General features: G+C 60.8%; 23 protein-coding genes. 13 read left to right on the top strand and 10 right to left on the bottom strand.

The genetic code is table 11. The features are described 5' to 3' along the window. Window positions 1-10 precede the first annotated feature (10 nt). Window positions 11-961 carry an aldo/keto reductase gene (locus GSQ80_RS06745; protein WP_158786900.1) on the top strand — a complete coding sequence of 317 codons (951 nt, stop codon included), beginning with the start codon at window positions 11-13 and terminating at the stop codon, window positions 959-961. On the opposite strand, the gene GSQ80_RS06740 is transcribed toward GSQ80_RS06745, so the two are convergent. Continuing rightward, window positions 958-2,694, bottom strand: a complete 1,737-nt coding sequence (locus GSQ80_RS06740) for a coagulation factor 5/8 type domain-containing protein (RefSeq protein WP_158786899.1) — start codon at window positions 2,692-2,694, stop codon at window positions 958-960. The genes GSQ80_RS06745 and GSQ80_RS06740 overlap by 4 nt on opposite strands. A 501-nt stretch (window positions 2,695-3,195) precedes the next feature. Here GSQ80_RS06740 and GSQ80_RS06735 point away from each other — a divergent pair. Further along, a complete protein-coding gene (locus tag GSQ80_RS06735) occupies window positions 3,196-3,648 on the top strand; it encodes a hypothetical protein (RefSeq protein ID WP_158786898.1) in 453 nt (150 codons plus the stop codon). A 139-nt stretch (window positions 3,649-3,787) separates the two neighbouring features. Here the strand turns inward: GSQ80_RS06735 and aspS are convergent, their stop codons facing one another. Both aspS and GSQ80_RS06725 read right to left on the bottom strand, forming a co-directional pair. Next, entirely contained in the window at window positions 3,788-5,644 is a 1,857-nt protein-coding gene (gene aspS / locus GSQ80_RS06730) for an aspartate--tRNA ligase (protein ID WP_158786897.1), read from the bottom strand. A gap of 82 nt (window positions 5,645-5,726) precedes the next feature. Next, window positions 5,727-7,247, bottom strand: a complete 1,521-nt coding sequence (locus GSQ80_RS06725; RefSeq protein ID WP_158786896.1) for a glycosyltransferase family 39 protein — start codon at window positions 7,245-7,247, stop codon at window positions 5,727-5,729. Window positions 7,248-7,452: 205 nt separating this feature from the next. Between GSQ80_RS06725 and GSQ80_RS06720 the strand changes: the two genes are divergently transcribed. Next, window positions 7,453-7,926, top strand: a complete 474-nt coding sequence (locus tag GSQ80_RS06720; protein ID WP_158786895.1) for a hypothetical protein — start codon at window positions 7,453-7,455, stop codon at window positions 7,924-7,926. Between the two features lie 7 nt (window positions 7,927-7,933). Here GSQ80_RS06720 and hisS read toward each other — a convergent pair whose 3' ends face one another. Beyond that, window positions 7,934-9,328, bottom strand: a complete 1,395-nt coding sequence (gene hisS / locus GSQ80_RS06715; protein WP_158786894.1) for a histidine--tRNA ligase — start codon at window positions 9,326-9,328, stop codon at window positions 7,934-7,936. A 576-nt stretch (window positions 9,329-9,904) separates the two neighbouring features. On the opposite strand from hisS, the gene GSQ80_RS06710 reads away from it, so the two are divergent. Next, complete coding sequence (locus GSQ80_RS06710) at window positions 9,905-10,702, top strand: DUF4239 domain-containing protein (RefSeq protein ID WP_158786893.1); 798 nt, start codon at window positions 9,905-9,907, stop codon at window positions 10,700-10,702. Window positions 10,703-10,790: 88 nt separating this feature from the next. Here GSQ80_RS06710 and GSQ80_RS06705 read toward each other — a convergent pair whose 3' ends face one another. Further along, on the bottom strand, window positions 10,791-11,258 hold the full coding sequence (locus GSQ80_RS06705; protein WP_158786892.1) for a DUF6249 domain-containing protein: 468 nt from the start codon (window positions 11,256-11,258) through the stop codon (window positions 10,791-10,793). 169 nt (window positions 11,259-11,427) lie between these two features. Here GSQ80_RS06705 and GSQ80_RS06700 point away from each other — a divergent pair, with 169 nt between their 5' ends. The 3 genes from GSQ80_RS06700 (at window position 11,428) to GSQ80_RS06690 (ending at window position 12,882) form a co-directional block, all read left to right on the top strand. Continuing rightward, a complete protein-coding gene (locus GSQ80_RS06700) occupies window positions 11,428-12,096 on the top strand; it encodes an RNA polymerase sigma factor (protein ID WP_158786891.1) in 669 nt (222 codons plus the stop codon). Window positions 12,097-12,113: 17 nt separating this feature from the next. Then, window positions 12,114-12,425 (top strand): hypothetical protein, encoded by a 312-nt coding sequence (locus GSQ80_RS06695; protein WP_158786890.1) that lies wholly within the window; start codon window positions 12,114-12,116, stop codon window positions 12,423-12,425. Window positions 12,426-12,603: 178 nt separating this feature from the next. Further along, window positions 12,604-12,882 carry a hypothetical protein gene (locus GSQ80_RS06690; protein WP_158786889.1) on the top strand — a complete coding sequence of 93 codons (279 nt, stop codon included), beginning with the start codon at window positions 12,604-12,606 and terminating at the stop codon, window positions 12,880-12,882. Window positions 12,883-12,963: 81 nt separating this feature from the next. On the opposite strand, the gene GSQ80_RS06685 is transcribed toward GSQ80_RS06690, so the two are convergent. The 3 genes from GSQ80_RS06685 to GSQ80_RS06675 form a co-directional block, all read right to left on the bottom strand. Beyond that, complete coding sequence (locus tag GSQ80_RS06685; RefSeq protein WP_158786888.1) at window positions 12,964-13,434, bottom strand: bacterioferritin; 471 nt, start codon at window positions 13,432-13,434, stop codon at window positions 12,964-12,966. 81 nt (window positions 13,435-13,515) lie between these two features. Then, window positions 13,516-16,914 (bottom strand): DUF3857 domain-containing protein, encoded by a 3,399-nt coding sequence (locus GSQ80_RS06680; protein WP_158786887.1) that lies wholly within the window; start codon window positions 16,912-16,914, stop codon window positions 13,516-13,518. 240 nt (window positions 16,915-17,154) lie between these two features. Further along, window positions 17,155-17,673 (bottom strand): gamma carbonic anhydrase family protein, encoded by a 519-nt coding sequence (locus tag GSQ80_RS06675; protein WP_158786886.1) that lies wholly within the window; start codon window positions 17,671-17,673, stop codon window positions 17,155-17,157. Window positions 17,674-17,744: 71 nt separating this feature from the next. On the opposite strand from GSQ80_RS06675, the gene GSQ80_RS06670 reads away from it, so the two are divergent. From GSQ80_RS06670 to GSQ80_RS06645, 6 genes are all read left to right on the top strand, one after another. Next, complete coding sequence (locus GSQ80_RS06670; RefSeq protein ID WP_158786885.1) at window positions 17,745-18,044, top strand: hypothetical protein; 300 nt, start codon at window positions 17,745-17,747, stop codon at window positions 18,042-18,044. A gap of 164 nt (window positions 18,045-18,208) precedes the next feature. After that, a complete protein-coding gene (gene rpsU / locus GSQ80_RS06665; RefSeq protein WP_014267628.1) occupies window positions 18,209-18,406 on the top strand; it encodes a 30S ribosomal protein S21 in 198 nt (65 codons plus the stop codon). Between the two features lie 280 nt (window positions 18,407-18,686). Beyond that, window positions 18,687-19,214, top strand: a complete 528-nt coding sequence (locus tag GSQ80_RS06660; RefSeq protein ID WP_158786884.1) for a zinc-ribbon domain containing protein — start codon at window positions 18,687-18,689, stop codon at window positions 19,212-19,214. A 124-nt stretch (window positions 19,215-19,338) separates the two neighbouring features. Continuing rightward, window positions 19,339-20,340, top strand: coding sequence for an MBL fold metallo-hydrolase (locus GSQ80_RS06655; protein WP_158787333.1), 1,002 nt, complete (start codon window positions 19,339-19,341; stop codon window positions 20,338-20,340). 35 nt (window positions 20,341-20,375) lie between these two features. After that, on the top strand, window positions 20,376-21,017 hold the full coding sequence (locus GSQ80_RS06650; RefSeq protein ID WP_158786883.1) for a flavin reductase family protein: 642 nt from the start codon (window positions 20,376-20,378) through the stop codon (window positions 21,015-21,017). Between the two features lie 2 nt (window positions 21,018-21,019). Continuing rightward, window positions 21,020-21,409: a hypothetical protein gene (locus GSQ80_RS06645; RefSeq protein WP_158786882.1), complete on the top strand. Its 390-nt coding sequence runs from the start codon at window positions 21,020-21,022 to the stop codon at window positions 21,407-21,409. A 56-nt stretch (window positions 21,410-21,465) separates the two neighbouring features. On the opposite strand, the gene rpmA is transcribed toward GSQ80_RS06645, so the two are convergent. Then, window positions 21,466-21,735 carry a 50S ribosomal protein L27 gene (rpmA, locus tag GSQ80_RS06640; RefSeq protein ID WP_158786881.1) on the bottom strand — a complete coding sequence of 90 codons (270 nt, stop codon included), beginning with the start codon at window positions 21,733-21,735 and terminating at the stop codon, window positions 21,466-21,468. A gap of 157 nt (window positions 21,736-21,892) precedes the next feature. Then, window positions 21,893-22,225: a 50S ribosomal protein L21 gene (gene rplU / locus GSQ80_RS06635; protein WP_158786880.1), complete on the bottom strand. Its 333-nt coding sequence runs from the start codon at window positions 22,223-22,225 to the stop codon at window positions 21,893-21,895. Between the last annotated feature and the right edge of the window lie 574 nt (window positions 22,226-22,799).

Genomic DNA, 22,799 nt, shown 5'->3' with positions numbered 1-22,799 from the left:
AGGTGTGAGGATGCGGACACGTCGTTTGGGTGATACGGATTTGGAGATTGTCCCGGTGGTGTTTGGCGGGAATGTGTTTGGGTGGACGGTGGATGAGGCGCGCTCGTTTGAGCTGCTGGATGCGTGGGTCGGTCGCGGGTTTAACTGCATTGATACGGCGGATGTGTACTCGGTGTGGATGCCGGGGCATGTGGGTGGAGAGTCGGAGACGATCATTGGCAAGTGGCTGAAGCAGAGTGGCAAGCGTGACGAGGTGGTGCTGCTCACTAAGGTAGGGATGGAGATGAAGTCGGGCGGGAAAGGGCTTTCGAAGAAATACATATTGGAAGAGGTGGAGGAGTCGTTGAAGCGGCTGCAGACGGACCGGATTGATTTGTATCAGTCGCACACGGATGATGAGAGCGTGCCGCTGGAGGAGACGCTGGAGGCGTATGCGCAGTTGATTGATGAGGGGAAGGTGCGGTATATCGGCGCGTCGAATTACAAGGGTGCGCGGCTGGCCGAGGCGGAGGAGCTGGCGGAGCGCCAGAAGCTGCCAGCGTACAAGACGCTGCAGCCAGAGTACAACCTCTACGATCGGCAGGGGTATGAGGAAGACTTGGCGGCGGTGGCGGAGAAGTATGGGCTGGGGGTGATTCCGTATTTTTCGCTGGCATCGGGATTCTTGACGGGGAAATATCAGAGCGCAGAGGACGCGAAGGGAAAGAATCGCGAGGGGCGCGTGCAGAAGTATTTTGATGAACGCGGGATGAAAATTTTGAAGGCGTTGAAGAAGGTATCGGAAGAGACGGGCGCGGAGCAGGCGGCAGTGTCGCTGGCATGGCTGCTGGAGCAGCCGACGATTACAGCTCCGATTGCCAGCGCGACGAGCACGGAGCAGATGGAGGCGTTGTTTGCGGCGGTGGACTTGAATCTGTCGGCGGCGCAGCTGGCGCTGTTGACGGATGCTAGTGCGTATTAGTTAGGGATTGGGTAGAGGGTGAGTTTGGGGTCGACGCGTTTCGGTGGTGCGCAGACGGTAGGGTCTCCCTGGTTGTCGATGATGTGACGGATGCCGCCGTTGCTTAGGAGACAGACGGTGATCATGTCGTGGAAGCGGACATTGGGGGTGGTGGGGGCTTCGATGGCGTGGGAGAGGAAGACGCCGGGATAGGTGAAGACGCTGTAGGCGCCGAGGCCCCAGGCTTCGTGGTCGGTGACGGTGTCGGCGACCTTGTAGGAGGCCCAGCCGTCGGTGGCGGGGGCGCTAGAGTAGGCGGCCTGCGTGGGTGGATCGTAGGGGATCTCGGATTGGTAGAAGTAGGTGCGGCCGTGGTTGCCGTTCCAGAGGACCTGGAACTGCTGATGGTGTTCTACGAAGAGGCCGTAGACGGTGACGTTGTTGCCGTTGACGACGAGGCCGTTGTTGCTGAGGTTCTTGTCCCAGCCGACGCCGGCGCCGTGGTCGGCGCGCCAGATCCAGGTGTGGTCGACGAGGGTGTCGTTGCTGTTGATCTCGAGATTGATGTTGGTGCGGCCGATGCCAGCGCCGCCTACGCGGAAGAAGATGTCGCTGAGGGAGATTGGGTTGCGTTCGTGACGGGCGGACGAGTTGTTGGGGCCGATCTGGATTAGGACAGGGGAGAGTTGTTCGCCAGCGTCGATGAGGAGGCCGGCGAGGATGATGCCGTCGGCGTCGGCCGTGGTGAGGGCGGCGTTGCCGTGGGTGGGGTGCAGGGTAGCGAAGCCGAGGCCGAGAACTACGGTGTTGGGATGCGTGACGCGGATGGGCTCGTCGAGATTGTAGGTGCCGGGCGTGAGGAGGAGATGTTTGCCGTGGGCTAGTTGCGCGTTGATGGTGGCGGCGGTGTCGCGGTCGGGGTGCGCGATGTAGATCTTGGAGAAGGGGATGGCGCGCGCCGGGGCGGGAGTGGGGGTGTTCCAGGAGACGCCAGTTGTGTCGTGGCGGAGGTCGGGAACGCAAATGGACCAGTGGTTGGAGGCGTCGACTTCGAGGTACGGCTTTTCACGGACGATTGGAGTTAGGGCGACCTTGGTGTAGGGAGGGACAGGCCAATCGCCGTCGGGAGGATGGGGGACGCCGACGAAGACCATGTTCCAGTTGGAGCCGGTCCAGCTCTTCCAGTCACTGTTGCGGGAGATCCATTGCTGTTGCGTGCCGGAGTCTACATTGCCGTCGACGAGGGTGTCGGACATCCAGCCGCCGGAGGCCCAGCCGCGGTGCTGATGGAGGACGAGGTCGCCGTGGATATGGAGACGGCGCATGGCAACGGCTTGCGAGACGGCCCACTGCATGATGCCGCTGGTCGGCGTGACGGAGAAGTTTTCGGCGGAGCGCCAGAAGGTGGTGGTGGCGTTGTTGTTGTTGCGGCGGGAGGCGGCGTCGACGTGGACGTTGCCGGAGATGTGGGTGGCTTCGGGCATTGCGCCGACGCCAGCTACTTCGGTGTAGAAGCCGATGGGGATGTCGAGGTGATAGTCACCGGGGAGGAAGAGGAAGGCGTTGCGCTGGGGACCGAACTCGTTGTGCTGCTGGATGGCGTAGACGCGATCGATCTCGGCCTGGATGGTGGCCGCGGGCGTGGAGGAAGAGAAGACGGCGACGTTCGGGCCAAAGTCCGGTGTTTGGGCTTGAGCGGATGCGAGGAGAAGGGCGAGAGAGTAGAGCGGGGCGGTGCGGAGGTTCGATCGCATGGGGGATCAGGATATGCCTTGGGACAAGCGATTGTCTTGAGGATTCGTATTTGGGTATGGGTCATTGCGAACCAGATAAATGATGTTTCCGAAAACCCGAATTTCAAGGAGCTTGCCTTCCGCACTGTAGGAGTCGTGTGATATCTACTTCTAGCGAATGTCTTATAACGTCTTGATACCCGCTTTAATTGACGATGGACAAAGGAAGCTGACGAACATATGGGGATTGGCATCGTATTGATCGCTTATGTCATAGCGTTCATCGTGGCTGCGTCGATCGGAGCAGTCTTCTGCGGTGCGCTAGCTTACATTCTGACGAGTCGATCCGGACGACGCCGGAAGCGAGCTGTCGTCGCCTCCGCTCTCTTTCCCTTCATGTGTGCGCTCTTCGCCGGGGCATGGTTTGTTGTATACGCTAGCGTGAACTCGCTAGTTTTTGATCGGGATCCAGGCCTAGGCGACAGCTGGCAAACGCCTCTCCCTAACGGCTACGCTCTGAACATGATCGACACCACCGACCAAGGCACGGTTTATAACCCAAAAACACAGGCCAGCAACGGCTCAATCGCCTCAAGAGATGACGCCGTGTTCGGGGTTCGACAGTTGCAGGTCTCGCACTCACTCATCTTTGGAGCAAGCGATACGGGCTATTTTGGACGCATAGGGCAGGAGTCGAAGTTTGTAGATAGCTACTTTGAACTCGACACAAAGCAAAACAAAGTCACTGAATTCAAGTCTCTCGAAGACCTTCGAAAGCGAGCATCCTCCGAAGGCATCCTCCTAAACCTTCGGCCTTTTGAATCAGTATTCGGTGATTACAGGACGACTTGGTTCGACTACGCGGCAGGTCTAATATTGATCGCCGTGCCTCTGTTTGGCTTTGCCTCGCTGGTCCGATGGGTTTGGAAGATCAGAACGCTAAGAGAAGAACTATCTTCAGGGGCGTTTAACTGAACACATAGACCGTCCAATATGTCGGCGGGCCGCTGGTCGCGGATTAGTGACGAAAACCTGATTTCTCTTGGCGACAGCTCCGTTCCCCGAAAACGGTGTTATGGGAAACTTCGTTTGCGCCGGTCTTCCAACTGCTGTGTTAGGAACGCGTGACGGTCCTTAGGCTGAGCTCGCGGAGTTGGGCGTCGCTTACGGTGGTGGGTGCGTCGACCATGAGGTCGATGGCCTTGGCCGTTTTGGGGAAGGCGATGACTTCGCGGAGGGATTGCGCGCCGGCGAGGATCATGACGATGCGATCGAGGCCGAGGGCGATGCCGCCGTGCGGAGGTGTGCCGTACTCGAGCGCGTCAAGGAAGAAGCCGAAGCGGGCCTTGGCTTCTTCGTCGGACATGCCGAGGGAGCGGAAGATCTCAGACTGAACGTCTTTGCGATGGATACGGATGGAGCCGGAGCCTAGCTCGGTGCCGTTGAGGACGACGTCGTAGGCGAGGGCGCGGACGGAGCCCTTGTCGTTGACGAGCGCGCCGGATTTGATGTCTTCCTCGTGGGGTGAGGTGAACGGATGGTGCGCGGCGTCCCAGGTTTTTGTTTCCTCGTTCCATTCGTACATGGGGAAGTCCGTGACCCAGAGAAATTTGAAGTCGGCGGCGGTTTGGGTTTGTTCGAAGAGCTTGTGCTTGTCGGCGAATTTCTTTGCGAGCTCGAGGCGAAGAGCGCCGATGCGTTTGTAGATCCACTGCGGATCGTAGTTCCACATGGCGGGGGTGCCGGGCTTGGGCGTGATGACGACGGCGAGGTCTTCGGAGGTGTGGGAGACACCGTTGAAGCGGGACATCTCGGCGCTGAGCCTGCCTTCAATGGTCTCGGCGAGTGGGACGAAGGTGGCGTTGGTGCGGAGGCGTGCGACATCGAGGAAGTCGAGGCCGGAGTCGCCGAAGAACTTGCGGATCTCGTCGACCAGGCCGCGGCGCTGCGTGCCGGAGAGCGTGCTGACGCGGGGGATGGTGAAGCCGAGGATGGGGAGCGTGGGGTCTATCTTGAGGGACTCGCGGAGTTCGGGTGTGATGGTCGCGGAGAGGTCGACCATGGCAGGAAGGCGCATGTCGGGTTTGTCGATGCCGTATTTCTGGATGGCCTGGTCGTAGGTCATCTGGATGAAGGGCTCGTCAGGGAGCTCGATGCCGGCGGCGCGGAAGGCGGCGTGGAGGAAGCCTTCGGCGACGGCGAAGATGGTGGACATCTGGGGGAAGCTGATCTCGAGATCGATCTGCGTGAACTCGGGCTGACGGTCGGCGCGGAGGTCCTCGTCGCGGAAGCAGCGGGCGATCTGGAAGTAGCGATCAAAGCCGGAGATCATGAGGATCTGCTTGAAGATTTGCGGCGATTGCGGGAGCGCGTAGAAGTGTCCGGGATGGACGCGGCTGGGGACGAGGTAGTCGCGTGCGCCTTCGGGTGTGGAGCGTGTCATGAAGGGGGTTTCGATCTCGAGGAAGCCCTGGGAGACGAGGTAGTTGCGGATGGCCATGGCGACGCGGCTGCGGACGAGGAAGTTCTTTTGCATCTCGGCGCGGCGGAGGTCGATGTAGCGGTACTGGAGGCGGACTTCCTCGTTGGCGATGGCGTCTTCGGCGGGCGAGAAGGGAGGGGTCTTCGCGTCGTTGAGGAGCAGGAGGGAGTGGGCGACTAGCTCGACATCGCCGGTGGGCATGTTGGGATTGGCGAGGCCTTCGCCGCGGTTGCGGAGGACGCCGGTGACGGCGATGACGTACTCGGGACGCGCGGCTTCGGCCTTGGCGTGGGCTTCGGGGGAGACTTCCTTGTCGAGGACAACCTGGGTGATGCCGGTGCGGTCGCGGAGATCGAGGAAGATGAGATTGCCGTGGTCGCGGCGACGGTTGACCCAACCCATGAGGGTGATGGTTTGGCCGGAGTGGGTGGTGCGGAGTTCGCCGCAGGTGTGCGTGCGTTGGAGCGTACCTAGAAAGTCGAGAGTCACAATCCTTCTATTGTACGAAAGCCTGTTATGCGAGGGGCTATCGGCAGCGATCTTTGGCGCTGGCAGACAGAACGCGGAGGGATCAGTTGCGGCCAGGCGATGCGTTTCTCTCCCAGATAGTTTCGCCATCCGAGAAGGTTTGGACCTGGGTGTAGTTGCTGTGGAGATAGTCGCGCAACAGCATCACCTGCGGGCCGGCGTACCTCGCGGAGTCGAACCTTGGATCCCAGAGGATGAACTGCACGCGTTTTGTGTCCAACTCATCGATGGTGCGCGCGGTGTATTCAGAGGTCATACCGTCGCCTACGTAGGCGGTGCTCACGAATACGGGGTTGCTGAGCCCCATGGGGAGATAGACGTTGGTCCACGCGGCCTGGAAGAAGAACTGTCCCGGGGTGGTGTGGGCCTGGAGCCAGCGCAGCTTCTCATCGGTAGGCGCACTCGTAGCGGCGGTGCCGCCGGGCAGGTGGAGGATCGAATGCTGATGGAGGTGCGTCAGTCGAACCTGTCGTATGCCGAGGAGGGCGCAGACGATCCACACGACGGCGATTAGAGGGCGCCGGATCAGGTTCCATTGCTCGGCGTTCCAGAAAAGGAGGATGATGCCGGGGGAGGCTACGCAAAAAAGCCGGAGCCAGTTGACGTTGACCATGACTTCGACGAAGAGGACAGTTCCTACGAGTGCGAGAAGCAGAACGCGTGCGCGGTCGAACGACTGGTCGTTGCGCTGGCGCCAGCATCGCCAGAGAGTGAGGGGATAGATGACGGGGAGAAGAATGTAGACAGCGAGGTATGGGGTGAGCCTGGGGAGTGTGTGCAGGGAGAAAGGCGCCGGAAGCCCCAGGGGTACACCTTCCAGCGACGCCACTACGGCGGTGTGGCCCACAAAGCTGACTTGAAAGTGCCAGAGTTGCCGGAAGCCGACGGCTGCGAGAGTCGGCGCACTCAGCAGAAACCATGCGACGACGCAGGAGAGGAGCAGGAAGGCTTCCTGCTTTAGGAGATTCACCCCTGGTGTTCGCTTCTGGAGGTGCGACAGAGCGAGCCACGTGGCGCAGGCTAACAGGGCGAAGGCTCCGTGGGTCTGGGTGAAAAAGGCTGCGCTACCCAGGAGCGCACCGGCGCCGAGAAGCCTTGCGGGGCGTTGACCGCCCATCAATACCTTGACTGCTGCCATGATCAGCAGGAGGCTGAACCAGTGGTGCGTTGCATTCAGCATCTTTCCGTAAAGGAAGACGAGAAAGACAACGCTCGCGAGCAAGGCGGATCGGTCTTTCATGATCTCGCTGGCGATAGAGAAACAAATCCAGGTGAGGGAGATGCCGAGTGCGAGGACAATGGCGTTGGTCACCCACACGTTGGGGCCGAAGAGCTTGAAGAAAATCAAGTAGACAAAGTTCGTTCCGGGTGGCGTGAACTGGAAGAAGTCCTGGTAGACACGTGCGCCGCCGAGCATGCGTTGCGCGTACGTCCAGAAGTAGACCTGGTCTCCACCTAGAAGAAACGGGACGCGGGGGGAAAAGAAGAGATTTGCGTAGAGGTAGACGGCGGCGCCAAAGAGAAGGTAGAGGAGGCTTCGTGGGTTCGCTCTTTGGCGTGTCATGGTTGTCGCTCAATCTATCGCGAGGATCTTCTTTCTCCAGAGTAACGCTTGACCTTAGCCAACCCACTCGTGCATTTCGCACGATCTTCACCTGTTCGCTGTGGCGAAGGTTTGCACGATGAGGATGTTGGGCGATTGAGGGTCGTTTCACAATTTGTCAGAAGAAAGCACTGGACATTTTGCTGGATACGCCTAGAGTTGCGTCATGAAAATATTGATATTCGTACTGTTTATGTGCGGAGTTACTGCTTCGTTAGCGGCGCAGAGCACTGCGACCGGCGGGAGTTGGGATCGGGTGAGACACCTGCCAGCGGGTACGCGGGTGCATGTGGCGGGCGACAAGCAAAGCAAAACGTGCGCGATCGATTTGGTGGATGATGCGACGCTGCGGTGTTCGAAGGGGAGTTCGCAGTATTCGTTTGTGCGCGCCGAGGTAAAGAGCGTGAAGCTGACGCGGTACACGCGGTCTACGCTGGTCGGCCTGGGAATCGGGTTGGGTATTGGTGCTGGCGTGGGCGCGATTGTCGGTCATGCGCAGGAGAAGCCTAACGACTTTTTCCCTGGGCTATCGACGGAGGCCTGTGCTGCTGTCGGCGGCACGGCCGGTGCGATCGCCGGGGCAGCAATTGGGGGGCCGACGGATTTTCTGCGCGGGCCTACGGTTTACCGGAGACCTTAGCGCGCGCCTAGCTGGCGAGATGTTTGAAGAGTTCGGTTCGGGGAAGCTTGATTTGTTCGCCGGTGGAGAAGGTTTTTAGGGTGTAGATGTTGGTGGATACTTCGTCTTCGCCCAGGAGGATGATGTGTCGCGCCAGGGTGTCGGCTATGTCGAAGGACTTGCGAAGCTTGAAGGTGCCGTCGCCTACTTCTACCGTGAGGCCGGCGGCGCGGAGTTCGCGGGCTAAGGCCAGGGCGGCGGGGTTTTGGGCGACGCCGAGGGGGGTGATGTAGGCGTCTAGTTTGGGTCGCCCGTTTACCCAGGTCCCAGAAGCGGGACCAGGGGCACCCGGATTCTCGCCGGTATTCTGACTGGACACTTGTGCGGCTGCTGCGTCGGCTTCGGCCTGGGCTTGGAGGGTTAGGATTAGGCGGTCTTCGCCTATGGCGAAGCCTATGCCGGGGGCTTTGGGGCCGCCTAGCATCTCGCTGAGGCCGTCGTAGCGACCGCCGCCTAGCAGGGCGTTCTGGGTGCCCAGGCCGGTGGTTACGGTGAACTCGAAGGTGGTTCGGGTGTAGTAGTCGAGGCCGCGGACGAGGCGGGGATTTAGGTTGTAGGGGACACCGCAGGCGTCTAGTGCGGCTAGGACCTGGGCGAAGTGCGCGGCGGATTCCGGGCCTAGGTAGTCAGCGATCTTGGGGAGAGCGTTGATGAGGTCCTGGTCGGCTTCGTCCTTGCTGTCGAGGACGCGCAGGGGATTGGTTTCCGCGCGGCGCTGGTTGTCTTCGCACAGCAGGTGCTTGACGGGTTGCAGGGCTTCGCGGAGGGCGGCGTTGTAGCGGACGCGGTCCTCGGAGGAGCCTACGGAGTTGAGCTCGAGGCGCCAGTCGCGGATGCCTAGCTCGTCGAGGAACGACGCTAGCATCTCGAGGATCTCGGCGTCGCGGAGGGGGGATTCGGAGCCGGAGGATTGCGGGCCGATGACCTCGGCGCCGATCTGCCAGAACTGGCGGTAGCGGCCTCGCTGAGGACGCTCGCGGCGGAATTGGGGGCCGATGTAGTAGAGCTTTTGGAGCTGGCCGGTTTCGCCTAACTTGTGCTCAATGTAGGCGCGGACTACGCCTGCGGTGGATTCGGGGCGGAGCGTCAGGGATTGCGCTTTCTCGCTGGCGGCGCGGGCGCGGTCCTCCCAGGTGAACATTTCTTTGCTGACGATGTCCGTTTCTTCGCCTACGCCGCGGGCGAAGAGTTCGGTGGTTTCGAAGATCGGGGTGCGGATTTCGCCGAAGCCGTAGCGGGCGAAGAGGGCGCGGGCGGTGGCCTCGACGTGGTTCCAGAGGGGGGTCTGGTCGGGGAGGAGATCGCGGGTGCCGCGGACCGCCTTGAGGGTCGGGCGGGCCGGGGTTTTCTTGCTTTCAGTCATAGAGTTACTAGTCTATCGGTCCTGCGTGGACGGCGGGAGGTCCTGCGCGGACGGCGAGGGGCTTCGCGTGGCGTCGGAGGAACGGTGTACCCCCCTCCCCCCTCCAAGTAGGACTTATCCCGTAAAGTCGTGCAATATAACCGGTTAGAGGCGAAAGTACCCCCCCCTGGTCTGCGCAAAAGATGGTCTAAAGTAGTCCAGCGAAAAGGGTTACGGGTAAAGTATGTCTTTCAAAGGAGTTCGCTACACGCTGTCTTTGGGCGAGGTGGGTGGGATGATTTGATTTTGGGGTCTGTATCTATTGTAGCGAGTGCGTGGGGGTAACTATGCCAAGTTTTGAAAATATAAATCGCCAGTGTTGATAGGGGGTTTGGCGGTTTTGGGGAGGTTTGGGGGTTGACAGGATTTCACGTCCTGTCACGGAAATCCGGGTCGCAGAAGCGGGACCCCCTTCGGCGCTCAGGGACAGGCTCTGGTGCACCCGGGTTGGTGGCGGATGGGGTAACTTCTGTTATTGTCTTAGCCAATTGCCCGTCGTTCGAACTCAGACTTAGGGATTTCCAGAGGATTAAGTCAATGCATTTGTACTGGGTCTATGACCTTCCGAATTGGTTGTTCGGCATACTGACGGTGCTGGTGTTTGTGGCAATCGGCCTGGCTGGCCTGTACCCAACGCGCGGCTGGATACGGCAAGTCCACGCTGGTGAGCATTCCCACAACGATATCGTTGGTTTTTACATGGCGGGGGTGACTGTTTTATATGCGGTGAGTGTGGGTCTGCTGGCGATTGGAGCTTGGGCGACGTACTCCGAGGTGCAAGGTAAGACCGACCATGAGGCTGCGGTGCTGGCTGGTCTGTACCGCGACATCAGTGTCTATCCCGAACCTGCGCGCAGCATCATGCAGGAAGATTTGCGCCGGTACGCGAAGCAGGTTATCGATGTGGGATGGCCGTTACAGCGGCAGGGAATCGTCCTCAACGACGAGGGCGCGGTGTTGAGCGAGTTTCAGGAACACTTTATGTCGTTTGAGCCGCAGAACGAGAGACAGAAGATTCTGGCGGCAGAGGCTTATCGAACCTTCAACGAGCTAACGGAAAGCCGGAGGGTGCGGCTGAACAGCGTCTCGGAGGAGATGCCCGGACCCCTATGGGCGTTGGTGCTGGCAGGCGCGTTTATCTGCATCGCGGTCAGTTGGTTTTACCATACTGAAAATTTCAGAATGCACTTCTGGATGACGGTCTTGTTTTCGAGCTTGCTGGGTCTGCTGATTTATCTGGTGGCCGTTCTGGATAACCCGTACCGAGGGAAGGTAAGCGTTACGCCTGAACCGCTCGAGCGAGTCTATGAGCAAGTGATGATACCGCCAAAGTAAGGCTGACGGACTTGGGGGACGGTGCGCCGCGATGTTTCCGATTGCTGTTTGTAGAAACAGGCTCGCTGCCGCCCTTGGGTGTCGGTGGCTACGAGGTGAAGTTATGGTTGGTGGGGGGTGGGGTGGAGGATTCGTCCATCTCGCGGGACTGGATGCGGGTGTCGATGAGGAAGCCTACGCCGATGCCCAGGGGGATTAGGGCGCAGGCGGCTCCGCAGAGGACGTCGCGCTCGTTGAGGATGGTGGCGAGGGCGATGAAAAAGAGGGCGATGCCGACGGCGGCGCCGAGCAGCACGATGCCGGAGAGGCGGATGTTGGCGCGGCGACGGACGAGGCTGATGGCGGGACGGCCCTGGGCGGCGGCGATCTCGGCCGCGGTGGGCGGAAGGACGAGGCCCTTGGCGATGGCGGCGAGGCGCTCCTGGCTTTCGAGCTCACGCTTGCGGGCGTTGGACCAGCTGCCGACGGCGACGATGCCGAGGACCATGACAAAGCTTGCTACGGGAACGATGAAGGGGCTGTTGAAGGTTTCGCTGATGCCGTTGTCGAGAATCATGAGAGGCTCCTGGCTGCGGCGTCTGGGCGGCAGCTTGCTTTCTGTGGGGCTTCGACTGCAGGGGTGGGCGAAAGTTTCAGGTGCAGGCGTGAAACTTTTGGAGGATGATGAAGTCTTAGGGGCAGAGTGTAGAGGATTAGAGAGTAGAGCGTAGAGAGAGACGGTATGGATGCGCGGTGACCTTACATCGCCGGAGAACTTCGAGACGCTGGTGCGAGAGCATCAGGGGATGGTGTTTCGCACGCTCACTCGTCTGACCGGGACGGGGGCGCAGGTGGAGGATTTGGCGCAGGAGGTGTTTCTGCGGCTGTATCGGGCGTTGCCGGAGTTTCGTGGGGATTCGGCGCTGTCTACTTATCTGTATAGGATTGTGGTGAATGTTGCGCAGGATGAGTGGAAGCGGCGGCGCAAGGAGCGCTCGGTGATTGCGACGGCTCCGGCAGTGGAAGAAGAGAATGACGCTGGGTGGATTGAGAGCTTTGCCGGGGATGAGTTGACCGAGCATGCGCGGAATCCTGAGCAGCGGATGGAGGATGCCGAGGTGCAGGCGGCGGTGGAGGCTGCGCTGCGGGAGCTTCCGGAGATGGAGCGGGCCGTGCTGGTGCTGTATCACCAGGAGGAGGTCAGCTATGAGGGGATTGCTGCGGCGCTCGGGTTGCCGATTAATACGGTGAGGACGCATCTGCATCGCGGACGGAAGCGGTTAGCCGAAGCGCTGCGCGGACGGCGAGGTCCTGCGCCGATGGCGAACGTTAGCGACGAGGCCGGGGATGAGAAGATGGAGAAGCGTAGGACGGTTGGGGGAGTGATGCGACAGATGATGGTGGGTCGAGTATGAAGGAACGAGAGGTTGCGATGAGCGATGCGAATGAGTTCGAAGGCGCGATTACACGGGCGCTGGATCGGAAGCCGGAGGTGGTGGTGCCGGCGGACTTTGCGGCGAAGGTGAGGGCGGCGTTGCCGGCGAAGCCGAAGGTGCGGACGCAGCGGAGTGTGGGACAGATTACGGCTGGAGTCGCGGCGGTGGGGTTGGTGCTGGCGCTGTGCTGGCTGGCTCCGCATGTGCGGCCGAGCTTTGGAAGTATGGCGTTTGACCTGGAAATGGTGCTGGTCGTGGAGTTGATGGGCGTGGCGGCTTGGCTGGGAATGCGGCGGTCGGACGGATAAGCGGTTGCTGGGATGTGAAAGTGGGTTGGGAGGGTCCGCACTGGTTGCGGACCTTTTCATTTTTGGAGTAGGGTGATGGCATCGCGGGGCGGCCGAGGCGGCATCGTAGGTGGTAGATGTGGCGTTGGGATTTGGCGGTTGGCTTGGGCGGTCATGCTGCGGTGAGGGAGGTAGTCGGATGCGAGGACTTTGGGTAGCGGTGTTGGGCGCGGGTCTGGTGATGTCGGGTGGCGCGGTGGCGCAGGTGCAGACGACGAGCGCGAATTCGGGGCAAAAGATGTGCAGGGCGGACGTGAAGGCGCAGCGGAAGACGCAGAAGGCTGAGGCCAAGGCGGCGAAAAATAACGCGAAGGCGGCGCAGGAGCAGATTAAGGCGGAGGCGCGTCACGATACAGCGGGGAATCGGCCTCCGAAGGAACAGGCGCTCGCGGTTGTGCTGACTCCGCCTCCGATGTGAGTGAATTTTGTATGAAACGAAGAGCCGCTCGCATTGGATGCGAGCGGCTTTTTCTTTGTGCGGAGATCTGCGAGGTTGGGGCTAGTCGGCGATGCCGGGGTCGGGGGTGTCTTCGCCGAGGGCGGTGGCTAGGGCGTTGAGGTGGTCCTGCTCGTCGCGGAGGATCTCGCGGAGGTCTTCGCCGAGGGCGAACTCGTTGAGGGTGTCGACCTGGCGGACGCGGCGGCGGTAGTTGCGGATGGTCTCCTTCTCGTTCTCGAGGTCGAAGCGGAGCATGTCGGTGGCCTTGTCGCTGGTCTTGACGGGCTTGGCGGTTACGGCCGGGGTGCCTCCGAGGAGGTCGATCCAGTAGCTGAGCTTGAGCGCGTGGCCGAGCTCTTCCTTGGCGTGGACTTCGAGTTCGCTGGCGATGTTCATGTAGGCCGCACCCTTGAGGCACTGGGAGTAGTTGACGTAGGCGATGATGGCCTGGAACTCGCGCTGGAGATCTTCGTTGAGGAGATCGATGAGCTGCTTTTTGGTGAAGGTGGTGTCTTTTTCTTTCGTTGCCATGAGGTGCGGCTCGCTTTCGGGTGAGAGTGGTTTGACCTAGGTGAGATGCGGGCGGGTGGAGAACAGTGGCTTGGTCGTCAATCAGTTGCCGTCGGTGGAGCGGAGAAGGAGCGCGCAGTCGGAGCCGGTATGGCAGGCGAGGATACCGCGGCGAACGAGTTTGGCATGACTGGCGGGGGGTAGCTGAAGATCGAGGTTCAGGCGCTGGAGGGCGTCGGAAATGGGCTGGAGGCTTTGGTCGCCGCTGACGATGCGAAAGGCGGTGATGCCCTGGTTGGTCACGTCGATTTCGACGGCTGCGGAGCCGCCACCGCTCGGCTTGAGGTCGCCCAGAGGGACCTGGTAGGAGAGCTGATCATGAAGTTCTATTTCGGGGTCTTTTTTGAGGGTGACTGTGTAGGAGAGCTGCGGACTAGCTTGCATCTCGGGCTCTTTTGCGGGGGTGGGCGGGACGGATGGGCGGATCTTGGCGGTTTCGTCGTCGATGAGCTTCTGAACGGCGACGGCGTCGTCTCCGCGCCTACCTTTGGAAGCGAGCTCCAGTTGATGGAGGGCTTGGGGGAGGCGATTTTGTTTTTTGAAGATCATGGCGAGGTGGTAGCCGGGTTCAGCGGACTGGCTATTGCGCCAGGCGGCGCGGACCCAGGGCTCGGCTTCGGTGATTTTGTTGTCGCGGTAGAGGATCCAGCCGTAGGTGTCCCATGCGGAGACGATGAAGGCGGCGCGCTCGATAGCTTTGGGCCCGGTTTCGCCGTTGTTGGAGGCTTCGTCGAGGATATCGAGGGAGCGGCGGGAGGCGGTTTCGGCGAGGGGAAGATCGAGGGAGTTGTTGGCGAGCTCGTAGGCGGCGTTGTTGAGGAGGAGGGGGTCGGTGCTGGTGGAGATGACGGACTTGAGGAGAGTTTCGCCTTCGGCGGTTTTTTGCTCGCGGACAAGGACCTTGCCTAGCTCCATCTGGAGGGGAGGGCTGTCAGGCGTCGCGACAAGGCCGGCGCGCAGGACTTTTTCGGCGGAGGGGTTGTCGGCGCGCTGAATGTGTATAGAGGCGAGATAGAGGACGAGGGACGTGTTGGTGGGGTTACGATCGATCGCGGCCTGAAGGGTGGTGATGGCGTCCGCGGGCTTGCTGTTGGTCATGTAAACGGAGGCAAGCATGCGGACGACATTGTCTTCGTTGGGATGGATGGAGAGCTCTCTCTGGAGATTGACGATGGCATAGGTGGTGTCGTGATCGTGGAGCGCGAGCGCGGCGTAGTTACTCCAGAGGAAGGGCTGGTTGGAGTTGCGGGCGCGGGCTTTGTCGAGGAGGGTGCGGGCTCCGTCCCAGTCTTTGTTGCGCTCGGCCCGGGAAGCCTGGCGGATGTCGTCCGCGGCGGTGGCATCGTCTTCGGTGACAGTGGGAGCTGCGAAGTTGGTTCCGTTGAGGGCGGAGGGGGTGAGCTGGATGTAGGTTTCGCCGTCGAGGCCTGCGTCCTTGAACCACTTGTGGTAGTCGGGCCATTGGGAAGCAGGGAGGTTGCGCTGGAGGATCTCGACGCGGCGATCGGTGGTGAGGACGCCGTTCTCGAGCTTGTAGGTTTTGTCGAGGGTGGCGAAGCTGGTCTTGACGTGGATGGAAGGCGGGAGGTTGGCGGACCAGCCTTTGGGGAGGGTCATGACGGCGTGGTCGGTGGCGAGGTGAGGCGTGCCGAGGGGAATGGGGGTGACGGGCGGATCTTTTTCGTCGATGTCGGGGAGGCCGATGGGGGAGAGTTGAGGGATGAGTCGGAGGTTGTCCCAGTCACCAGCCTTTTCGCGCTCATAGTCGTAAGTGATTTTGAAGGGAGAAGAGGTGTCGTCGGGGCGGGAGAACTCGGCGTTGGTGACTTTACCTGCGTAGGACATGGCGTAGGAGAAACGCTGCATGAGCTCATCCCACTGCGCGGGAGAGACGGTGCGGACGGCCTGTGCGACGGTGACCTGATCGTCGCCGCGGAGGGTCATGACGATGTGGGAGTGGGAGGTGCCCTTGTCGTCGAGAGTGCCGGTGGCGTCGAACGTATTGACGAAGGGGAAGGGAGGGTCTTTGGGAGTGGTTTCGATCTGGGCATCGCCGGTGGCGGGGATGACGAGGGCCAGCTTGCCGCGGAGGATGGGGTTGAGCAGGGCGAAGGGAGAGACTTCGGCGGTGGAGTCGAGCCAGACGGGTTTGCCGTCGATGTGGGCGAGGGTGATGGCGTGGTTGAAGGATGCAGGCGAGGGGAGTGCGGCGTTGAAGGTGATGCCGGCGCCGATGAGGACGGCGTCTGCGTTAATGCCGGCGGCAGAGAGCATGGCGATGAGGAGGGTGGACTTGTCTTTGCAGTCGCCGTACTGGTTGCTGAGGACGTCGCCGGCGGAGTGAGGCTGGAAGCGACCGACGCCGAAGGCTACGCCGATGTAGCGGACCTGGGAGCTGACGTAGGCGTAGATGGCACGGGCCTTTTCGTCTGGGGTGGATTTGCCGGCGGTGAGGGTGAGGACCTTGGCGCGGCTGTCGTCGTCGGGCTGGGTGCGGGAGCCTTCGAGGGAGCGATACCAGGCGCCGACCTCCTGCCACCTGTGGAAGGTGGTCCAGGCGATTTGAGGGAGGGGCGGGTCGTCGCTGGTGCCGAGGGTGGGGTTGTTGTCGAGTTTGAGGAGAGCGTTCTTTTTCTGGCCGGCGGTGGGAGCGAGCTGGGCGGACTGCCAGCGGTAGACGCGTTCTGCTGTCCCATTGGGGCCGCTGGCGGCGGTGTCGGTGAGGGTGGGCTTGTAGTTGGGACTCCAGACCTGAACGTAGGTGTCCTTGGGAACGTGGAGCTCGACAACCTCGGCGCGGATGACGATGTTGTGGGAGGGGAGGAAGAAGGATTCGTTGCCCCAGAAGTGATTGGGGGCTTCGGGCTTGGTGCGGACGATGCGGAGTTTGTATTCGAGGAGGTCGCCGGGCTGGAGGCTGCGAACGGGGATCTGCTCCTGCTTGAGGTCGCTGTAGAAGGGAGCTTCGCGAGTGACTTCGGTGGGGAGTTCCTGGGCGTCTGAGGCGGAGGTGGTGATGATGGAACCGTCGGCGTGGCGGACGCGGACGTAGTCGATCTCGACGTGCTCGGAGTTGGACGCGAAGTCGAAGGGGATGACGCTGAAGGCTTTGACGCCGGCTTGATTGCGGATTTCGACGACGCCGGAGAATTCGCGGACGCCGGTACCGTCGGCTGCGAAGGTGTATATGCGATTGAGGTGGTCGAGGACGTAGGATTCGCCGGGGTAGTCGGTGGGGAGGAGGACGGGGGATTTGGTGGCGGTGACGGGCGGTGGAGGCGCTTGCGCGCGCGAGATTCCGGAGCCAGAAGCCAGGAGAGAGGTGCTCAGCAACACCGAAACCCAGATTTTCATGATCTTAGCTGTATAACAGAGTCGTGCGCGGACGGCGAGGGACTTCGGTCCAGCGCGACGGCGGGGGGCCTTCACGTGGCGGGGCACGCCTTTTCCTGGACGTGGAATGAGCCCCTGCGTCGGGTACCTTCTGGAAGACTATTCCTACCTACATGTTTGTCGTGATGGGGTCCGAGATAGCGACGATGAACATAAGGCATGTCCCTAGGGATGTAAGCCAACTGAAGTTTGATTCGAAAGACTCGGACCTGAGGAAAGAATTGGACGCGATCGAAGCCTTACTAAAAACCTTAAATCCCGGCATTCAGGAATAGAATCCGGCGGGGCTTACGGGGTGGGTTCGGTTAGGTAGGACTGGATGTAGTCGAGGTAGTTGTTGGCGGCTAGTTGGATCAGGGCTAGATCCTTTTCGGTTGTCGTGCGGAGGATTTTGCCGGGGATGCCGGTGACGAGGGAGTTGCGTGGGATCTGGCTGCGCTCGGGGATGAGGGCGCCGGCCGCGATGATGGAGTTGGCGCCGATGTAGGCTCCGTTGAGGACGGTGGCGCCGATGCCGATGAGGACGTTGTCCTCGATGGTGCAGCCGTGGACGGTGGCGTTGTGGCCGATGCTGACTCCGTCGCCGATGAGGACCGGGTGGAGGTTGCGCATGCCGTGGAGGACGGCGCAGTCCTGGATGTTGGTGCGGGCGCCGATGCGGATGCGGTTGGTGTCGCCACGGACTACGGCGTTCATCCAGAGAGAGGATTGGGGGCCGAGGTGGACGTCGCCGATGAGTTGGGCGGAGGGGTCGATGTAGCAGCCGGCGGCGATGGTGGGGGCGATGCCGCGATAGGAGCGGATCATGGGATTAAGTATATTTGTCCTGCGCGGACGGCGAGGGGCTTTGCGCGGCTCGCTTGAGTTTGTGGGGGTTCGTGGAGAGAGCGATTTGGTCGCTGCGCCTGCGGCTCCGCTCCGGCCTGCGGCAGCGAGGGGGCGTCTTCGACGCTGCTGTTTATGGCACGGAGACCAAGGCTGAAGCTTTGGGCTATCAGCCGTGCCCCTTCGAAAGTCCTGCGCGGACGGCGATAGAGTTGCCTTGGTGGCTAGGTGCTGCGCGGACGCGGAGAGGGCTTCGCGTGGTGGGGAACTACTTTCCTGCCGCCGCAAAAGCGCGTACGGATGGGGCACCGGTGCGTGGTGCGGACTGGGCGCACGGTGTGGTGTGTGGATAGGGTGGTTCGCGTCGTGCGGCGATAGGGGACCCCACCGTACAGATTCGGGGACGCTAAGTAGCAGAATTCCTTGAGTTGGAACGATTTTTCTAGTGCGAAAACCGAACAGTTGGAGGTATGCTGAATAGATAGCCATTTTGGCAGGTTTGGAGGTGTATTCAATCTTGGCAGAAGTTCGTGTTCAAGAAGGCGAGCCCTTGGAGAATGCTCTTCGTCGTTTCAAGCGGAAGGTGCAGACGGAAGACATTATCAAAGAGGTCAAGCGCCACTCCTTTTACCTGAAACCAGGCGAAAAGAAACGCGTGAAGGAAGCACTCGCACGCAAGCGGAACCGTAAAAAGGTTCGTAAAGAGCAGGACTAACTCACTCCGCAAGGAGTAGAGTTTTGCAACAAGGATGGCCGTTGCGGAGCGAGGTTGGCTTTGCGCGGATTACGGAAGAACTCGACGGGGGGCGAATGCTGCACGGTAGCATTTTCCCCCCGTCGAATACCGTACGTTCCTCAGACAACAGCGAGAGAACAGACGGAATTGGCAGAGCCGGGCCCTGTAGGATGCAACACCAGGTTTGAACACGCATACCGGGCCAGCTGAAGGACCGGCTGCGATTCATCCTTATCCCGCATGACTGGGAGAAGGCGCCATGCAATTCGACGATCGGTTGCTGAAGTGTTCCGACTGTGGCAACGAGTTTGTTTTCACTGCCGGGGAACAGATTTTCTTCTACGACAAACAGTTCAAGAACGACCCCAAGCGCTGCAAGCTGTGTAAGGCAAAGCGGGCGGGGCTGGGCAGAACTGCAAGCGCGCACGGTGCGACACCGTTGCCGTTCTCGCGCACGGAGACACGAACGTCGTGTTCGGCGTGCGGGATTGAGACGACGGTGCCTTTCAAACCAACCCAGGGACGTCCTGTGCTGTGCCGGTCATGCTTCCAGATGAAGCGTGTGCCATCGGGCGTGGCGGCGGCGGCGAATCTGGACTCGCCGGCGGCGCAGGTTGCGGCGGCGGCGGCGGCGCTGGATGGAGCGATGAACCCGGAGCCGGTGTCGGCTTCGCTGGCGGGATCTGCGGCGGCGACGATGGAGATGATTGCCGAGACGCCAGGGATAATGCTGGCGGAGAGCGACGCTGCGGCGGAACTCGTGGCAAGCGCGACCAAAGGTTCGTAGTGCTGGCTTCGTAGGCGTGCTTCGTAGAGCGAGTTTGTAGAGTGAGAAGATGGCGGCGCGAACCGGGCGATTATTGGCCTGGGGCGCGGGGTATGGTGTGTTGGGTGGGCGGTATACTCGCGGGATGCAACAGGCTGATGGGGCTCGGCATCCGGCGGGTGCGGCGAACGACGGGGAATTGGTGCGGGCGCGGCGGACGCTGGGCGACCTGGAACTGATTATTTGCAGCGATGGAACGTATCTGCTGGATGGCGGCGCGATGTTTGGCGTCGTGCCGAAGCCGATGTGGGAGAAGCGTGCGCCGGCGGATGCGGAGAATCGGATCCTGCTGGGGTTGAATACGGTGGTGGTGCGGACGGGGTCGGCGGTGGTGGTGATCGAGACCGGGATTGGGAATAAACAGCCGGCGAAGATGCGGGAGATTTTTCAGAATCAAGAGCGGCTGCCGGCGTCGCTGGCGGCTGCGGGTGTGCGCGTGGACGAGGTGACGCACGTCGTGAATACGCATCTGCACTTCGATCACTGTGGATGGAATACGACGCTGGGGGCGGATGGGGTTTCGCGGCCTACGTTTCCGAATGCGCGGTACTTTGCGGCGGCGGGGGAGTTGGCGCATGGGCGGTTGCAGCTGGAGCGCGATCGGGTGAGTTATCTTACGCCGAACTACGATCCGCTGATCGAGAGTGGACAGCTTACGCTGATTGACCTTGGGGGGAAGGATGGGTTTACGCGGGACGATGTGCGGTTGCGGGGTGGGGAGGGTTTGCCAGCAGTGACGATTCAGACGGGCGCGGAGATTGTGACGGGAGTGTCGGTGGAGAATTTGCCGGGCCATACGGCGAGTTTGCTGGGCGTGCATATTGAGGCGCGGGCGCATGGAGGAGCTGCGGAGCATGCGTGCTATGTGAGCGATTTGGTGCCGACGCATCATCACCTGGATGCGACGTGGGTGATGGGCTATGATCTTGATCCGCTGACTTGTATTGCTGAGCGGAAGAGGTTTTGGGCGCGGGCGATTCCCGAGAAGTGGCTGGTGCTGTTTACGCACGACCACCAGATGCCGGCGGCGTTCGTGGAGTGGAATGAGAAGGGGAAACCGGTGGTAAGAGCAGGGGATAGAGTGTAAAGGGTAGAGCGTAGAGAAAGCGTTAGGAGCGTTGAATGGCGGATGGGTTTGCGCATTTTGATTTAGGGGCGATGTCGAAGGCGGATGGGTACAAGCTGCTGGCGTCGGTGATTATGCCGCGGCCGATTGCGTGGGTGGTGTCGCGCGATCCGGAAGGGATTAATGCGGCGCCGTTTTCTTTCTTTAATATTCTGTCGGCGGATCCTCCGCTGGTGGCGATTGGGTTCTCGGCGGCGGCTGATCGCGAGGGGAAAGATACGCTGACGAATATCAGGGCGCAGGGAGAGTTTGTGGTGAACCTGGTGCCGGAGGAGCTGGCGCAGGCGATGAATATTACGGCGACGAATGCGCCGCGCGGGACCGATGAGACGAAGCTTGCGGGGCTCGAGCTGACGAAGTGCGAAGTGGTGGATGTGCCTCGGATTGTGGGGTCGCCGGTGGGGCTGGAGTGCAAGCTATTCCAAGTGATTGAGACGGGCGGGACGGGGACGATTGTGTTGGGGCGGATTGTGTATGCGCATGTGCGCGAGTCGGCGTTTGCGAATCTGGCGAAGCTGTATGTGGACCCGGCTCAGCTGCGGCTGATTGGGAGGATGCATGGCGCGGGCGGGTATTGCACGACCCGAGATACGTTCACGATCGATCGGTTGAGTTGGCCGCTTGAGGGGAAGGACTAGGGATGAACGCGCACGAGGAAGGATTCGTTCGCAGCTTCGTTGTAGCCAGCAAGCGAGAGCGTGTTGCGATGCTTCTTGCGAATCCCAAGCGGCGGAAAGAGTATCTGAAGACGCTTGCTCATTATTGTGATCTTGAAGTTCAGCATGCGAAGGCTGTCCTTCCGAAGGTCGCCCATACCCCAGACGAGTGGCTAAAGTTGCTACGCTCGAAGGGCGCGCCCGAAAAGTGCTGGGTCATCTCGGAAGATGCTTCGAAGGACGCGAAGGAAGTCGAACTCTCGGAGGCACTGCGTGAGACTATCGGCGCGGGCATGGGAACGGTCTTGTCCTGCGTGGCCGGCAAGCTCGGTTATTTTGAGGATGAAGATCAACGGCGGCTGCTTGAAAGATGAAACGGAACGCACAAAGCCCCGCTTGCGCGGGGCTTTTGCTTGGAGCGAAGGTTTGGTTAGGCGGAGACGGCTTCGGTGGCGATGATGTTGACGAAGCGGCCTTGCTGGCCCTTGTTCTGATACTTCACGACGCCGGAGACCTTGGCGTAGAGAGTATCGTCGGAGCCGCGGCCTACGTTGAGGCCGGCCTTGTGCGGTGTGCCGCGCTGGCGGACGAGGATGCTGCCGCCCGTGACGGTTTCGCCGTCGCCGCGTTTGATGCCGAGTCGCTGGGCGTTTGAGTCGCGACCGTTTTTGGAGGAGCCTAGACCTTTTTTATGTGCCATTTCTGTATCTCTTTCGTGCCGGTCCTGCCGGCGGAGCATTTAGTCCCAGGGGCTAAAGCCCCATCGATTTCTTTGCCTGGTTGTCCGGGCTAAAGCCTGGACCTATCTCTAAACCAGTTGCCGGGCTTTCGCCACGGAATGATCTTTTCGAACTCGGTTACTTCTTGTCGGCCTTGAAGCTTTTGCCGCCGATGACGATTTCGTTGATCTTGACTTCGACGAAGCTCTGGCGGTGGCCCTGCATCTTCTTGTACTGCTTCTTGCGCTTGTAATGGAAGACGAGGATCTTGTCGCCGCGGCCTTCGGAGACGACTTCAGCGAGGACCTTGGCGCCGCCGAGATCGCTCTCGAACTTGCCCTCTTCGCCGGAGAAGGCGACGATGTCGGAGAAGGTGATGGCGCCGTCTTCGTGGGCGGCCTTTTCGATGCGGACGGTATCGCCGGGAGCGACGCGGTATTGCTTACCACCGGTCTTGATGACTGCGTACATAGCTTGAAACCTCAGGGCAGGGCGTGGAAAACCACACGATGCCGGTCTATTTTCTGAAAGGCGGCTCTGCGGGTTCTTTGCAAAGTGCCTCTACAAGATGTCGTATGGGGGGCTGCCCGGCTGGGGATGGACCTGGTCGATGCGGTGCATCGGGTGGGTCTCCGCCTGCCCATGCAGCGGGAGGAATCCCGCGGCATCGCCAAACTATGTAAGTTTACCGGGAAAGAGTGGTCGGGGTCAAACATTTGGGCGGTATTTGTTGGGCCGGGCGTTCGGGGTAGTCGGGCCTTCAGCCCTTGAAGATCTATCGGATTGTTTTCCTGGGGCTGCGCCCCAGGCTGTGATGGTGTCGCGCCGTTGGCGTTTGTTCAGAGGCCGGATCTTGTCTGAGGTGGTTGGAAATGCTCGTTAGGGCTGGCGGGAGATAAGGCCGAGCTCGAGGGTGGGGGAGGCGGCGATGGGTTGGAAGGTGTAGGTGGCTTGGATTTGGGGGAGGAGGGAGCGGGCGACGAGCAGGAGGCGGGGTTGGGTGGTGACGGCCTGGGCGAGGGGGATGGGGTTGAAGGCGTAGATG

It is taken from the genome of Granulicella sp. L46, from assembly GCF_009765785.1.
Lineage (GTDB): Bacteria > Acidobacteriota > Terriglobia > Terriglobales > Acidobacteriaceae > Granulicella.
Note: the sequence above shows the minus strand (reverse complement) of the source record. Positions and strands in the feature narration are given on the sequence as shown.